Origin of the sequence: Agrobacterium sp. 10MFCol1.1 (genome assembly GCF_000381165.1) — a bacterium.
GTDB classification, from domain to species: Bacteria; Pseudomonadota; Alphaproteobacteria; order Rhizobiales; family Rhizobiaceae; genus Agrobacterium; species Agrobacterium tumefaciens.
On the sequence record NZ_KB906080.1, the window covers coordinates 242,474 to 254,800 of the forward strand.

The window sequence follows — 12,327 nt, forward strand, 5'->3', positions numbered from 1 at the left end:
GGGGGAGGGCTTTTGTTTGCATTGATTGTAGCTATGGTTGCGACGGTTTTAAAAGTCCAAAAACGCCAAACGCGCCTCGCTGCACCACGCAAAAATCAGATATCAACGACAAGCCCCTTTGCCTTCAGGACGGGCTCCAGATTGCTAACTTCGATAACGGATTTGCCCTGCTTGTAAGCTTCAATGAAGCCCGCTTCAGCATCTTCGCGAATTTGCGAAAGACGTGCCGATTCCTGAGCGTCAGCACGACGCACAACCACCAAACCGTCCGCATCGCCAACAATGATGTCGCCGGGATTGACGATCTCATCGCCAATGATGATCGTATCGTTTACTGCGGCAATCGTTTCCTTGACGGTACCCTTGATGCAGACGCTGAACGAGAATACAGGGAAGCCAAGGTCTCGAAGCTGCAAGGTGTCACGCACACCGGTATCCGTCACCAGACCACCGATCCCCTTTGCAAGGCAGGCATTTGCCAGCACGTCGCCAAAGGAACCAGCCTCTTCGTACTCACCAGCTGAAACCACGATGATGTCGCCGGGCTTGGCGTAATTAATGGCCAGCTGCAACATGATGTTGTCACGCGGCGCGCATTTGACGGTAAAGGCGGGACCACACAGTTTCATGCGGTAATCGACAGGCTTGATGCGGGAGGAAAGTGCGCCCCTGCGACCCTGTGCCTCGTGGATGGTTGCCGGCGAAAACTTCGAAAGGGCTTCGATGTCTGCCTTGCTTGGCCGTTCTGCTATATCTTTAATGTGGATCATAAAACCTCCCACGGTAAGGCTGGCGGCGGGAACGTCCCGCCACTCGCATTGAGTTTAATTGTCATGTGTCAATCGTTGCCGTGGCTTGAAGCCAGGCGGGATCAGGGGATCGGGTCGAATTTCAGCTCGGAGAGCGGGACGACCTTGTCCGTACGGGTCATTTTGTATTCGGTATTCGGGCCAAGCCACTTGTCCCAGATTTTGTTTATCTCGCCGGAGGCGTCGAGTGTGCGCAGCACTTCATTGATCTTCGCTGTGAGGGCAGGATTGTCCTTTGCCATGCCGACACCGATCGGCTGATAGAGCATCGGCTCCTCGATCATGCGCATCGGTTTGCCCTTGGTCTTCGATTCATTGACGAACTTGGTGGTGGTCATGGTGTTGGCCACCATACCCCGCGCCTTGCCCTGCTGAACGGCAAGATAGGCAGAGGCAGTATCCTGGAAGGTCAGCGGCTCGGACTTGTTGAGCTTGATAGACATTTCAGAGGTCGAGCCCTTGGTGGAGGCGACACGCTGGCCTTCGTAATCCGACTTCTTCTTGCCGGCATCATCAACCGGCACGATCAGCATTTCCTTGGCGAGATAATAGGGATCGCTGAACTGAATCTGCTCGGCGCGGCTTTGTGTGTAGGCGAGATTGGCGACGGTGATATCGACGCGGCCAAGCTTGACTTCCGGCACACGGGCTTCCACCGACACCGGTTTGACTTCGGCCTTAACGCCCAGTTCCTTGGCGATCGCGTTGCAAAGATCAACGTCAAAACCGGCCATTTCACGGGTCTTCGGATCGGGTGCCGCGAATGGCACGACATCAGCAAAGGTTGCGCAACGAAGCACCTTGTTCGCCATGATCGTATCGAGTTGATCAGCCGCCGCTGGTGACGCGAGAGCGGTTCCAGCCAGTGCAACGGTAAGTGTCAGGCATTTCCAGTTCATGGTCAGTTCTCCTCTTATGATTGATTGGTATCAGTGGCGCAGATCGGAAAGGAACCGCTGCGCGCGCGGATGGCGTGGTGCTGTGAAAAACTCTTCCGGCGTCGCTTTTTCGAGAATTTCGCCGGCGTCGATGAACCAGATGCGGTCGGCAACTTCACGGGCAAAGCCCATTTCGTGGGTCACGCAAAGCATGGTCATGCCCTCTGCCGCGAGCCCCTTCATGACGGCCAGCACCTCTCCAACCATTTCCGGGTCGAGAGCGCTTGTCGGTTCATCGAACAACATGACGGGCGGCTCCATGGCCAGCGCACGCGCAATTGCCACGCGCTGCTGCTGACCGCCGGACAATTGCCCCGGATAGGCGCCAGCCTTGTCGGAGAGGCCTACCCGATCCAGAAGCTTCAAAGCTTTCTGGCGGGCAACATCAGGTGCGACACCTTTCACCCGGATCGGGGAAATCGTGACATTTTCGACAACAGACAGGTGCGGAAAGAGATTGAAATTCTGGAACACAAAACCAACTCTGCTGCGCAGAAGATTGAGTTCCTTTGTCTTGGTTGCCGCGTGAATATCCTGCCCATCGAGCGTGATGGATCCGCTGTTGATCTCTTCGAGACGATTGACGGTACGGATCAATGTGGATTTGCCGGAGCCGGAAGGGCCGCAGATGACGATAACCTCGCCCCGCGCAACTTCGGCGTCGACATTCTTCAAAACTTCGTAGTCGCCATAACTCTTGCAGACATTGGAAATGCGGATGGTCTGCTGTGTTGATGATGCCGTGTTTGTCATGGCTGCTCCGTTATGATTTTCGCCTGCGCCTGCAATGCCTGTTGCCGGCGACCGACCACACCGGCACGGCGTTTGGCGATACGCCGCTCGACGGCATTTGCGAGATACGTCAAGCTCCAGCAAATGGCGTAGTAGACAACCGCGAGGATGAGGAAGACCTGGAATGGTTGTGTCAGAAGCTGATTATTGACCTGACTTGCCGCAAAGGTGAGGTCGGGTACGTTGATGACGTAACCGAGCGTCGTATCCTTGATCGTGGCGACGAATGTCGAGATCATGCTGGGGATCATGTTGTAAAGCGCCTGCGGCAAGATGATGAAGCGCATTGCACCGAGATAGCTGTGGCCAAGCGCTCTCGCCGCATCCATCTGCCCGGCACCAAGAGCGACAATACCCGCTCTTACGACTTCGCTGAGAAATGCGCCCTGATAGATGACAAGCGTCGTCAACATGATGACGAAGCTCGGCACGTCTGCGCCGGTCCAGAGCGGAACGAGGAAATAACTCCAAAGGATGAGCATGAGCAAAGGCACGCCGCGCGTGACATAGACCAGCCCCGTTACCGGCCACCGCAGGAGCCGCCACTTGGACAGGCGCGCCATCGCCATAAGGATGCTGACAGGAAAGGCCAGTGCGATGGCAAGGGCAGACAGGATGATCGTGTTCGCAAGCCCTCCAAGCGGGCCGTTCGGATATTGCCCGATCAGCAGCAGCAACCAGTTGTCATGAACGATGGTAATCATATCGCCGATCATCCGCGTGCCCTCCACGCCGGATCAAGGCGCATCGAAAGATACGCACCGGCACCCATGATCAACAGCGAGAAGAAGAGGTACAGAACAGTTCCGACAAGATAGATCTCGAAGGTCTGGAAGCTGAGATTTTCAATTTCCTTGATGGCATGGGTCAATTCGGAAGCGCCGATAATGAGGGCGAGGCTGCTGTTCTTGAACAGGGAGACACTGTGATTGATGAGCGGCGGCAGGGCATTGCGCACGCCTTGCGGCATGATGATGAAGCGCATCGCGGAAAGATAACCGTGGCCCAATGCCTTGGCCGCTTCCATCTGTCCCGGGCTGACGGAGCGCAGGCCTGAACGCAGATCCTCACTGAAATAGGCTGCCTGACAGAGACCAAGACCCACCACGGCAAAGATCGCTTCGGCATTGTGACCGATCAGCCAGTCCGTCAAACCTGAAGGCAGGAGCGTGAATATCCCGAAGTACCACAGCATCAATTGCACGAGTGTGGGCACATTGCGGTGGTAGGAAACATAGGCCGCCACGGCGCGATCAGCAAAACGCGACGATGAAAACCGCACGCATAACAGGACCAGCGCAAGCGTCATGGCGAGAGACCAGGACCCGATAAAGATGACGAAGGTCATCTGCAATCCGTGCCAGAGCATTGCAATATACTGCGGGTCGCTCAGGATTGCCGACAGGTCGAAACCGCTCACGGCTTTTGTTCCTTCGCTGCGTCAGCTTGCGCCACAGTCTGCGGTTTGGCCGTCTGAAGTCCGCCCATAACCTGCAATGTCGGGGTGATTTCCATATGGCCGATATTCATGGAAACTGGCGCGGCAACGGCAAAGGCTATCGCGTCGGCAATATCTTCCGCTTTCGGCAACTCGAAACCATCGATGAAGCGCTCGCGCACGCTCGGATCGTTGCCGTGAACGTGAGTGAAGATATCCGTCGCCACGCGGCCGGGGCAGATCTCCGTTACGCGGACGCGTCTGCCGAATGCATCCAGCCTCAACTGGTTCGAAAGCATCGCGACACCAGCTTTAACGGCATGATAGGTCGAGTTGCCACCGAAATTATAGTTTCCGGCGATGGACGAGATATTGACGACATGCCCGCGATCACGCTCCACCATGCCCGGAACAATCAGCCGGCAAATGTGGAGAACGGCACGGAGATTCACATCGATCAAAAGGTCGATATCCTCCGCATCAGCCTGAAGGAACTTCTTCGGCCTGTCGACGCCGGCATTGTTCACGAGAATGTCGAACTGCACCTTGTTTGCAAGATCGGCAATTGCAGCGCGATCGGTAACGTCGATCGCGTGCGGTATACAGCCGGTGCGTTCGGCAAGTTCATTCAGGGCGCCGGCGCTGCGGGCAACCGCGTGGACTTCAATGTTTTCGCGGCAAAACCGCTCGACGACAGCGGCACCGATACCGGATGAAGCACCGGTGACCAAAGCGGTCTTGTAATCGGAGAATGGCATTCTGATCCCCTTTTTTGTTACCATCAACACTAGCGAAGCTTTCCCTGCTTGCCTAAGACCGATTATTTTTGGAGTAATAAGTAAGTTTTATGGAGACCCGCAAACAGGCAATTAGAGACGGGATTCCGGGATGTTCTTGTTCCAGGCAGGAGCTTTCCGCTCTGGCGCCCAGATTGCAAAACGCGTGCGAGCCTGTAAGCTGCGCCAAGCATGGATATAAGACGTCTCAAATCATTCATCGTCATCGTAGACAGTGGCAGCATCACGCGCGCCGCAGATATTCTGCATCTGGCGCAACCGGCACTCAGCCAGCAACTAGCCGCGCTTGAAGATCATTTCGGCCAGAAATTGCTCATCCGCAGCCAGCAGGGCGTGACGATGACGGATGCGGGACATGCCGTTTACCGCCATGCACAGATCATATTGCGCCAGATGGAACAGGCGCAGGTTGACGTATCGGCGGCGGGTAACTCAATTGCGGGACGCGTCTCTGTCGGTCTCGTCCCATTCAGCAGCGCTGCAACGCTTTCCGTGGAGCTGTTGGCGGAAACGCGCAAGCGACATCCGGGGATATTGATCCACCTGACGGAAAGTGTGGGACAAACCTATAGCCAGATGATCATGAATGGACGTCTGGAACTGGCCTTGATCCACGGCGTCGGACCAATCAAGGGCGTAAAATTCGAGCCCATGCTCAGCGAAGAATTTTATCTTGTCGCACATCGCGATTTCGCAATCGAAGCGGATTCAAAACCGGTGCCGATCGCCGCGCTTGATGGCATGCCCATGCTGATGCCACCCGCGTATAATTTTGTCAGGCGCGCTGTAGACACGGCATTTACCCGCAGCCGGATCAATCTGAAGGTCGTCGCGGAAGTGGAAATCGTCAGGACGCTTGCCCGCGCCGTTGCCAGTGGTCTCGGCGCAACCATCATGCCAAAAGCGATAGCCAACCGGATCGTCTCGGAAACGAGCGAACCACTTATTTGCCGGCTGCTGTCGCCACGGATCGAAGAAACACTGTCGCTCTGCATGTCCGACCAGAATTCGCTGTCTGAGCCGGCTTTTGCCGTCAAGGATATCCTGGTGGAACTGACGGAAAAATTGAAACTTTAGAGTATCCTTTGGCCCGGCAGCCGAGCCAAAGGATCGTTTTCAGGATCAACGCATATCCTGGCAGAACTGCGCAATGCGGGCGCAGCCTTCGCTCAACATCTCCATGCTCGTTGCATAAGAGATCCGGAAGTATGGGCTCATACCATAGGCGGCGCCCTGTACCGTTGCCACGTGATGCTCATCCACCAGCGCCATCACAAAATCCACATCGCCTTCGATTTTGCGTCCGCCCTTGGTGGTCTTGCCGATAAGCCCAGACATATTGGGATAGAGGTAAAAGGCGCCTTCCGGCTTATGGCAGCGCAAACCGTCAATCTCGCCGAGTTTGCTCAGAACAAAATCGCGACGGTCGCGATAGATAGCGGCGCGTTCTTTAAGAAGATCCTGGGGACCGTCCAGCGCTGCAATCGCTGCCGCCTGCGAAACAGTGGCAATGCCGCCGCCGTTCTGACCGTTTACATTGCTTATTGCGGCGATAAGTTCCTTCGAGCCGCTGGCGCAATAGCCCAGACGCCATCCCGTCATGGCGTAAGCCTTCGACACGCCGTTCATTGTCAGAACGCGGTCATAAAGCCGCGGCTCCACATCGGCAATTGTGCCGAATTCGAAGCCATCATAGACAAGATGCTCGTAAATATCGTCAGTCAGGATCCAGACATGGGGATGACGCAGCATAACCTCTGCGATTGCTTTCATCTCCGCACGGGAGCAGGCGGCGCCGGTGGGGTTGTTGGGAAAATTGAGAATGAGCCACTTCGTACGTGGCGTAATCGCAGCTTCCAAATCTTCGGCACGCAGTTTGAAACCGGTTTGTTCGACGCACGGCACAGCGACGGGAACACCCCCTGCGAATTTGACGATATCCGCATAGCTGACCCATGACGGGGTGGGAATAACGACCTCGTCGCCCGAATTGCAGGTTGCAAGCATGGCGTTGAAGATTACCTGTTTGCCGCCTGCGGAAACGATGATCTGGCTGGCATCGTATGTCAGATTATTGTCCCGCTTGAACTTTCTGGCAATCGCGGCTTTGAGCGCAGGCGTGCCATCCATCGGTGGATATTTCGTCTGCCCGCCAAGGGCTGCTTCGTGCGCGGCCTCGATTGCGTGAGCAGGCGTCGGGAAGTCCGGTTCACCTGAGGAGAGGCTGACCACCTTGACACCCTGCGCGGCGAGCTCTCTGGCGCGTTGGGTCATGGCGGCGGAAGCGGAGATGGAAACGTTTTTCAGGCGGTCTGATGTAGAGGGCATCTGCATGATCTTTCAGTAAGATTTAGAGAACGGGCCAACCAGAGGCCCATTAAGACGCGAGTTCTGCGGCAGGCGCGAGCGTTGCGCCGGAGGCGCTGATTTCACTACGCACGATACGCGCCAGCTCCAGCGAACCGGGCGTATCGCTGTGGACGAGGATGGAGCGAGCCGGCATTGTGATGATCGTGCCATCGATGGCTTCGACCGTGCCATTGGTCAGGAACCGGCGGACACGGGCGCGCACCGATGGTTCATCCTTGACCAGCGCGCCGGGAAGACCCCGCGCGACAAGGCTTCCCTTGGCGTCATAGGCGCGATCGGCCAAAAACAATGCCAGGGTCTTCAATCCAGCGCGTTTTGCCGCTCTCTCGATTTCGCTGTCCGGCGTTACGAACACCACAAGCTTCGGATCAACGGCAGAAATGGCATTCATCATCAAATCGGCAAGCGCCGGGTCGCGATTGACCATATTGCCCATGGCCGCATGAAAACTGAAGTGCCCGACTTCGACGCCTTCGCTTTTGGCAATCGCGATCAAGGCCCCGAGCTGATAGAGCATCTGCTGTCTCAACTCATCCGGCTGAAAGGGCATTTCGCGTCGGCCGAAGCCCGCCCTATCAGGCAATCCCGGATGCGCGCCAATGCCAACGCCATTTTCTTTGGCAAGGCGAACCATTCGCGCCATGGTATCTGGCTCGCCGCCATGAAAACCACAGGCAATATTAGCCGACGATACGATCTTCATCATCGCTTCGTCGTCACAGAGCCGGTAAGGACCGAAGCCTTCGCCCATGTCGGAGTTCAGATCGATCTTCATCGTTTCCTCCCTTTGCTCCCTGGTTGTCCGTCAACCCATCGCATTCAGCGCTCGCTTGACCATTTGTGAGGTCTGGCGAACATCATCGACGTATTTCGCAACTGCCCGCTCGGCCACACGCGCTTCCTCGTGATTGGACTTCACGAATTTGATCTTCCCACCCGCGCGTGCCTGTCCTAACCGCCACAGGTCGGCTTCGATCACGCCGGCAATCTTTGGATAACCGCCCGCCGTATTTGCATCGCTCATCTGGATGATCGGCTCGCCACCTGGCGGCACCTGTACAACGCCCGGCATCACACCGTGGGAACGCATTTCGATGGTTTCGGTCGGTTTGATAGGATCACCCGACAGCCGGTAACCGGTCCGGTCGCTGCGGGAGGATATGCGCCAGATCTGGCTCCAGAATTCCTCGCCATCATTGGCAAACAGCTTTTGTTCACCGGCCGGAATAGCACGTATCGGCAAAACGCCGTCCACCACAGGCGGGAAAATATCGCTTAAAGCCACGGAAGGCTCAACTACACCAAGCCCGTTTGATGGCAGCGGTAAAAGATCGGCGGAAGCCCCTATTTCCAGCCTGTCACCTTTTGCAAGCGGTCGCCCATCGTGACCGCCGAAACTGCCGCGCAGTGCCGTGCTTCGAGATCCCATCAAAACCGGAACGTCCACCCCGCCCGTAACTGCGACATAGGCGCGGGCGAGTTTCGGCGGCTGCCTCAGTTCCAGTATCTGACCTTCCTTGCCGATATGAGCGCACCAGGAAAGCAGCTCTTTCCCGTCAAGCAACGGGCGCCCATCCGTCCCGGTAACGGCAAATGTTGCTGTTTTCGTAAAACGCAATTTGAATGGAAAAGTCTGGACCTCGATGACGGCAGCATCTGCGGCATTACCGGTCAGAATATTGCCGATCTTAAGCGACAGAGGATCCATGGCACCGCCAGCAGAAACCCCGATGTCACGGTAACCGGGGCGACCGAGGTCTTGCACGGTGTTGAAGGGGCCGGTTTCGATAATCTCGATCATAGCTCGATCCCTGTAGGTATGAAGCGAACCGTATCTCCGGGTGCCAAAAGAGCTGGCGCAGAAGAGGCGGGATCGAACATCTGCAAATCGGCGTAACCGATGGAATTCCACCCATTCGGTCCGGTCAACATCGCCACACCCGTCTGCATTCCACCGATCGTCACGCAACCCTTTTCCATCTTGATCGATGGCACGGTTTTTCGGGGCATATAGATGCGCGCATCAAGACCATGCAGGTAGCCAAAGCCCGGCGCGCTCCCAAGCGCGAAGACGCGGTAGGTTGCCTCATGGTGAATCCGCACGACTTCGCGGTCGCTCAGCCCTGAAAAATCACAGAGGGCTGGAAGGTCGGCAGCGTATTCACCCCCATAATGTACCGGTATTTCAACTGTCTTCCCGACAATATCCAGACTGGCTGCTTTATCCCAGGCATCGAGCAACTGAGACACGATGGACTCTGGATCTTCAGGCGTTTCCTTAAAAATCGCCAGAAGGTTCGTCATGCCGGGAATGACTTCCGCAACACCTGCCCAGACTTTTACCGTTTGCGAAAGCGCCCAGATCCAGCGTTGTGCTGGCAGATCAAATTCGCCGGATGCTTCGAGCAAGAATGACCGGGAGCCTATGAACGAAACGCGCGCCTGGCCTTTGATGACGGGCTGGATTTCGTGACGAGGGGCTAGAGTGTTCGATGTCGCAATCATGATTGAAGCTCGATTTCGAACAGCGGATCACCAAAACCAACCAGAGCATCCTGCACGGCAAGCTGATTGACGAGCGAACCGTTACGACCCGCGACAACGGGGATGAGAATGTGGTCGATCCGGATAAATCCAATCACGTCATCTGCAGCAACCAAACGCGGAAGATTTTGCATTTTTGCAGGCAGAGCAGGCTTAGAAGAGCAGAAGAGACCGGCAATCGGCGCTTTTACCACCACTTTCGAAACAGCGGCCTTTGGTGAGCAAACAGTGCCGGCGACGGAAATTGCAGATCTTGCCGAGGCAGAAACAATAATGCGTACCTGACCCTCAGGCGTCGTGATTTCCACGCCGTCCACGCCTGCATCCGTCAGCATATCGGTCAAAGCTGTGAGTAAGACGGGGTCGCTAAAGTCGGGCCTGCTCATGCCGCGCTCCGTTCTTTTAGCCATTGTTCAAGATAGTGAATGTCTGTTTCGCCCTGCGCAAAAGCCTCGTCCTCAAACAGGGCGCGCAGGAGCGGAAGATTGGTCGAAATACCCTCCGCCCGTGTACCCGCAAGCGCTTGGCGCATCCTAACCATGGCTTCAGCACGGGTCGGCGCATGTACGATCAACTTGGCGATCAAGGAATCGTAATAGGGTGACACCCGGTAGCCGACATGGATATGCGTATCGACGCGAATCCCCTCTCCTTCCGGCAGCACAAGATCGGTCACGATGCCCGCCGAGGGGAGAAACTTATCGGGATCTTCGGCATTGATACGACATTCGAAAGAATGTCCGTCGCAGATAACATCTGCCTGCCGCAAGTCCAGAGGCTTACCCTGCGCCGCCTTGATCTGGGCCTGAACGATGTCGATGCCGCTCGTCATTTCCGTGACGGGATGTTCGACCTGCAAGCGCGTATTCATCTCGATGAAATAGAACTTGCCGTCTTCAAACAGGAATTCGAAAGTTCCCACCCCGCGATAGCCGATCTGTCGGCAAGCCTCGACGCAAGCCATACCAACCGGCTGGATCACATCGACCGAAATTCCAGGCGCTGGCGCTTCTTCGACCACTTTTTGATGACGACGTTGCATCGAACAGTCGCGGTGACCAAGCCAGACGGCATTGCCGTGCGTGTCGCACAAGACCTGTATCTCGATATGACGGGGATGCTGGAGAAACTTCTCCATGTAGAGGACAGCAGAGCCAAAAGCCTGCCTTGCCTCCTCCCTCGTCAAGTTAATGGCTTCATGAAGCAAGGCAGCTTCCTGCACCACTCGCATGCCACGCCCGCCACCACCGCCCGCAGCCTTAATGATGACTGGATAGCCGATCTCATTCGCGATACGCTCAACCGTTGCGGCATCCTCGGGAAGCGCTGTATCCGGTCCCGGTACACATGGCACACCGGCCGCAATCATTGCCCGTTTGGCAGCGATCTTGTCGCCCATCGTGGAGATCGACCTTGCGTCGGGACCGATGAATACGAGACCGGCATCTTCGACAGCCTGAGAAAAGGCGGCATTTTCGGACAGAAACCCATAACCGGGATGGATCGCACCCGCACCCGTCAGACGGGCAGCGATTAAGATAGCATTCTGATTGAGATAGCTCTTGGCAGCATTCGCCGGTCCAACACAAAGGAAGGTGTCAGCCGTTTGGCCATATGGAGCCTGCCTGTCCGCCTCAGAGCAGATGGCTACGGTCTTCAAGCCCAATTCGCGGCAGGCGCGCTGAATGCGTGCAGCAATTTCACCCCGGTTGGCAATCAGGACCGTGTCGAAACCCGGCATATCCGATGTGGTGTTGAGACCTTCCGTCACTACGCGATCTCCGCCAGCAAATCATTGGCCTCAACCTCGCCACCATCAACCTCCGTCAGATAGGTGATCCGGCCAGCGCGTGGCGCAACAATTTTATTGAAGACTTTCATGGCTTCGATGATGAAGAGGGCCTGCCCCTCCTCAACCACATCTCCAGCCTCGACAAATGAAGGTTGTCCCGGCGCAGAAGCGCGATGCAAAACGCCAAAAATCGGGGCATGAACGGAGGTGGCCGATGTGGTGGCAGGAAGGATCGACTCCGACCGATCGATCAGCGCGTCATCCCCTGCTTTGACCGGGATATTGCTGCCTGTCTCTGTTCGAGGTGCGGTTTTGAATATCCGCACAGTTACGCTTTTCTCTGTCACCATGAGTTCGGTGACGTTCGTTCGTCCGACAAAATCAATCAGCGTCTTTATCTTCGGCAGGTCCATAAGCGTACTCGGCATTGTCCAAAGCCACCCGGTAATCCCGCACGATCGGGGTCACTTTCGGTTGCCTTAGACCTAGCACGATAGGCTGTTTGATGGGGTCAGAAGAACTTTTGATGGAGGTGTTCAATGAATAGGGGCCGTGAGCCTGTTGGGTCCGCGAAGCTCGAGTGGGCGTAATGGATCGACCGCTGCACGCTATCAGAGCCCCACGTGGCTATACCGCCAGCAATTCATTTGCGGTATCCAAGGCCCTAAACGCAAGGTGCCCTCCGGGATGGGAGGGCTTTGTTGTTGATAGTCTTGAATATATTGGTTGCGGGGGCAGGATTTGAACCTGCGGCCTTCAGGTTATGAGCCTGACGAGCTACCGGGCTGCTCCACCCCGCGTTACCAGCGTAAATCCCTATTGGATTTATCGCGACCAGCGTAAATCC

14 protein-coding genes and 1 tRNA gene are annotated in these 12,327 nt (G+C 56.1%); 1 reads left to right on the top strand and 14 read right to left on the bottom strand.

The genetic code is table 11. The annotated features are described in order from the left end of the window. Window positions 1-95: 95 nt before the first annotated feature. From F617_RS0121220 to F617_RS0121245, 6 genes are all read right to left on the bottom strand, one after another. Window positions 96-770 carry a 4-carboxy-4-hydroxy-2-oxoadipate aldolase/oxaloacetate decarboxylase gene (locus tag F617_RS0121220; RefSeq protein ID WP_003518022.1) on the bottom strand — a complete coding sequence of 225 codons (675 nt, stop codon included), beginning with the start codon at window positions 768-770 and terminating at the stop codon, window positions 96-98. A gap of 101 nt (window positions 771-871) precedes the next feature. Beyond that, window positions 872-1,708 (bottom strand): ABC transporter substrate-binding protein, encoded by an 837-nt coding sequence (locus F617_RS0121225; protein WP_019566615.1) that lies wholly within the window; start codon window positions 1,706-1,708, stop codon window positions 872-874. A 30-nt stretch (window positions 1,709-1,738) separates the two neighbouring features. Continuing rightward, window positions 1,739-2,500 carry an amino acid ABC transporter ATP-binding protein gene (locus F617_RS0121230; protein ID WP_003518020.1) on the bottom strand — a complete coding sequence of 254 codons (762 nt, stop codon included), beginning with the start codon at window positions 2,498-2,500 and terminating at the stop codon, window positions 1,739-1,741. Then, window positions 2,497-3,255 carry an amino acid ABC transporter permease gene (locus F617_RS0121235; RefSeq protein WP_003518019.1) on the bottom strand — a complete coding sequence of 253 codons (759 nt, stop codon included), beginning with the start codon at window positions 3,253-3,255 and terminating at the stop codon, window positions 2,497-2,499. The genes F617_RS0121230 and F617_RS0121235 overlap by 4 nt, the downstream gene beginning before the upstream one ends. Continuing rightward, window positions 3,252-3,959, bottom strand: a complete 708-nt coding sequence (locus F617_RS0121240; RefSeq protein WP_003518018.1) for an amino acid ABC transporter permease — start codon at window positions 3,957-3,959, stop codon at window positions 3,252-3,254. Before F617_RS0121240 ends, F617_RS0121235 begins: the two co-directional genes overlap by 4 nt. Next, window positions 3,956-4,735, bottom strand: coding sequence for an SDR family oxidoreductase (locus tag F617_RS0121245; protein ID WP_003518017.1), 780 nt, complete (start codon window positions 4,733-4,735; stop codon window positions 3,956-3,958). The genes F617_RS0121240 and F617_RS0121245 overlap by 4 nt, the downstream gene beginning before the upstream one ends. Window positions 4,736-4,945: 210 nt before the next feature. Between F617_RS0121245 and nac the strand changes: the two genes are divergently transcribed. Beyond that, the gene (nac, locus tag F617_RS0121250) at window positions 4,946-5,851 is read left to right on the top strand and encodes a nitrogen assimilation transcriptional regulator NAC (protein WP_003518016.1); all 906 of its coding nucleotides are present in this window, start codon (window positions 4,946-4,948) and stop codon (window positions 5,849-5,851) included. Between the two features lie 45 nt (window positions 5,852-5,896). Here the strand turns inward: nac and F617_RS0121255 are convergent, their stop codons facing one another. From F617_RS0121255 to F617_RS0121290, 8 genes are all read right to left on the bottom strand, one after another. Next, entirely contained in the window at window positions 5,897-7,102 is a 1,206-nt protein-coding gene (locus F617_RS0121255) for a pyridoxal phosphate-dependent aminotransferase (protein ID WP_026330986.1), read from the bottom strand. A 49-nt stretch (window positions 7,103-7,151) separates the two neighbouring features. Next, complete coding sequence (locus F617_RS0121260; protein WP_019566618.1) at window positions 7,152-7,919, bottom strand: 5-oxoprolinase subunit PxpA; 768 nt, start codon at window positions 7,917-7,919, stop codon at window positions 7,152-7,154. A gap of 30 nt (window positions 7,920-7,949) precedes the next feature. After that, window positions 7,950-8,945, bottom strand: a complete 996-nt coding sequence (locus F617_RS0121265) for a biotin-dependent carboxyltransferase family protein (RefSeq protein ID WP_019566619.1) — start codon at window positions 8,943-8,945, stop codon at window positions 7,950-7,952. Next, the gene (gene pxpB, locus F617_RS0121270) at window positions 8,942-9,649 is read right to left on the bottom strand and encodes a 5-oxoprolinase subunit PxpB (protein WP_019566620.1); all 708 of its coding nucleotides are present in this window, start codon (window positions 9,647-9,649) and stop codon (window positions 8,942-8,944) included. The genes F617_RS0121265 and pxpB overlap by 4 nt, the downstream gene beginning before the upstream one ends. Beyond that, a complete protein-coding gene (locus tag F617_RS0121275) occupies window positions 9,646-10,074 on the bottom strand; it encodes a hypothetical protein (RefSeq protein ID WP_026330987.1) in 429 nt (142 codons plus the stop codon). The genes pxpB and F617_RS0121275 overlap by 4 nt, the downstream gene beginning before the upstream one ends. Beyond that, window positions 10,071-11,429: an acetyl-CoA carboxylase biotin carboxylase subunit gene (gene accC / locus F617_RS0121280; protein WP_026330988.1), complete on the bottom strand. Its 1,359-nt coding sequence runs from the start codon at window positions 11,427-11,429 to the stop codon at window positions 10,071-10,073. Before accC ends, F617_RS0121275 begins: the two co-directional genes overlap by 4 nt. Window positions 11,430-11,458: 29 nt before the next feature. Next, the gene (locus F617_RS0121285; protein ID WP_019566623.1) at window positions 11,459-11,893 is read right to left on the bottom strand and encodes an acetyl-CoA carboxylase biotin carboxyl carrier protein subunit; all 435 of its coding nucleotides are present in this window, start codon (window positions 11,891-11,893) and stop codon (window positions 11,459-11,461) included. 310 nt (window positions 11,894-12,203) lie between these two features. Beyond that, window positions 12,204-12,280: transfer RNA gene (locus tag F617_RS0121290), tRNA-Met, on the bottom strand. Window positions 12,281-12,327: the final 47 nt, after the last annotated feature.

Coding starts and splice junctions, on each gene's coding strand:
- F617_RS0121220 (WP_003518022.1), bottom strand. CDS start 770: ATGATCCACATTAAAGATATAGCAGAACGGCCAAGCAAGGCAGACATC.
- F617_RS0121225 (WP_019566615.1), bottom strand. CDS start 1,708: ATGAACTGGAAATGCCTGACACTTACCGTTGCACTGGCTGGAACCGCT.
- F617_RS0121230 (WP_003518020.1), bottom strand. CDS start 2,500: ATGACAAACACGGCATCATCAACACAGCAGACCATCCGCATTTCCAAT.
- F617_RS0121235 (WP_003518019.1), bottom strand. CDS start 3,255: ATGATCGGCGATATGATTACCATCGTTCATGACAACTGGTTGCTGCTG.
- F617_RS0121245 (WP_003518017.1), bottom strand. CDS start 4,735: ATGCCATTCTCCGATTACAAGACCGCTTTGGTCACCGGTGCTTCATCC.
- nac (WP_003518016.1), top strand. CDS start 4,946: ATGGATATAAGACGTCTCAAATCATTCATCGTCATCGTAGACAGTGGC.
- F617_RS0121255 (WP_026330986.1), bottom strand. CDS start 7,102: ATGCCCTCTACATCAGACCGCCTGAAAAACGTTTCCATCTCCGCTTCC.
- F617_RS0121260 (WP_019566618.1), bottom strand. CDS start 7,919: ATGAAGATCGATCTGAACTCCGACATGGGCGAAGGCTTCGGTCCTTAC.
- F617_RS0121265 (WP_019566619.1), bottom strand. CDS start 8,945: ATGATCGAGATTATCGAAACCGGCCCCTTCAACACCGTGCAAGACCTC.
- pxpB (WP_019566620.1), bottom strand. CDS start 9,649: ATGATTGCGACATCGAACACTCTAGCCCCTCGTCACGAAATCCAGCCC.
- F617_RS0121275 (WP_026330987.1), bottom strand. CDS start 10,074: ATGAGCAGGCCCGACTTTAGCGACCCCGTCTTACTCACAGCTTTGACC.
- accC (WP_026330988.1), bottom strand. CDS start 11,429: ATGCCGGGTTTCGACACGGTCCTGATTGCCAACCGGGGTGAAATTGCT.
- F617_RS0121285 (WP_019566623.1), bottom strand. CDS start 11,893: ATGGACCTGCCGAAGATAAAGACGCTGATTGATTTTGTCGGACGAACG.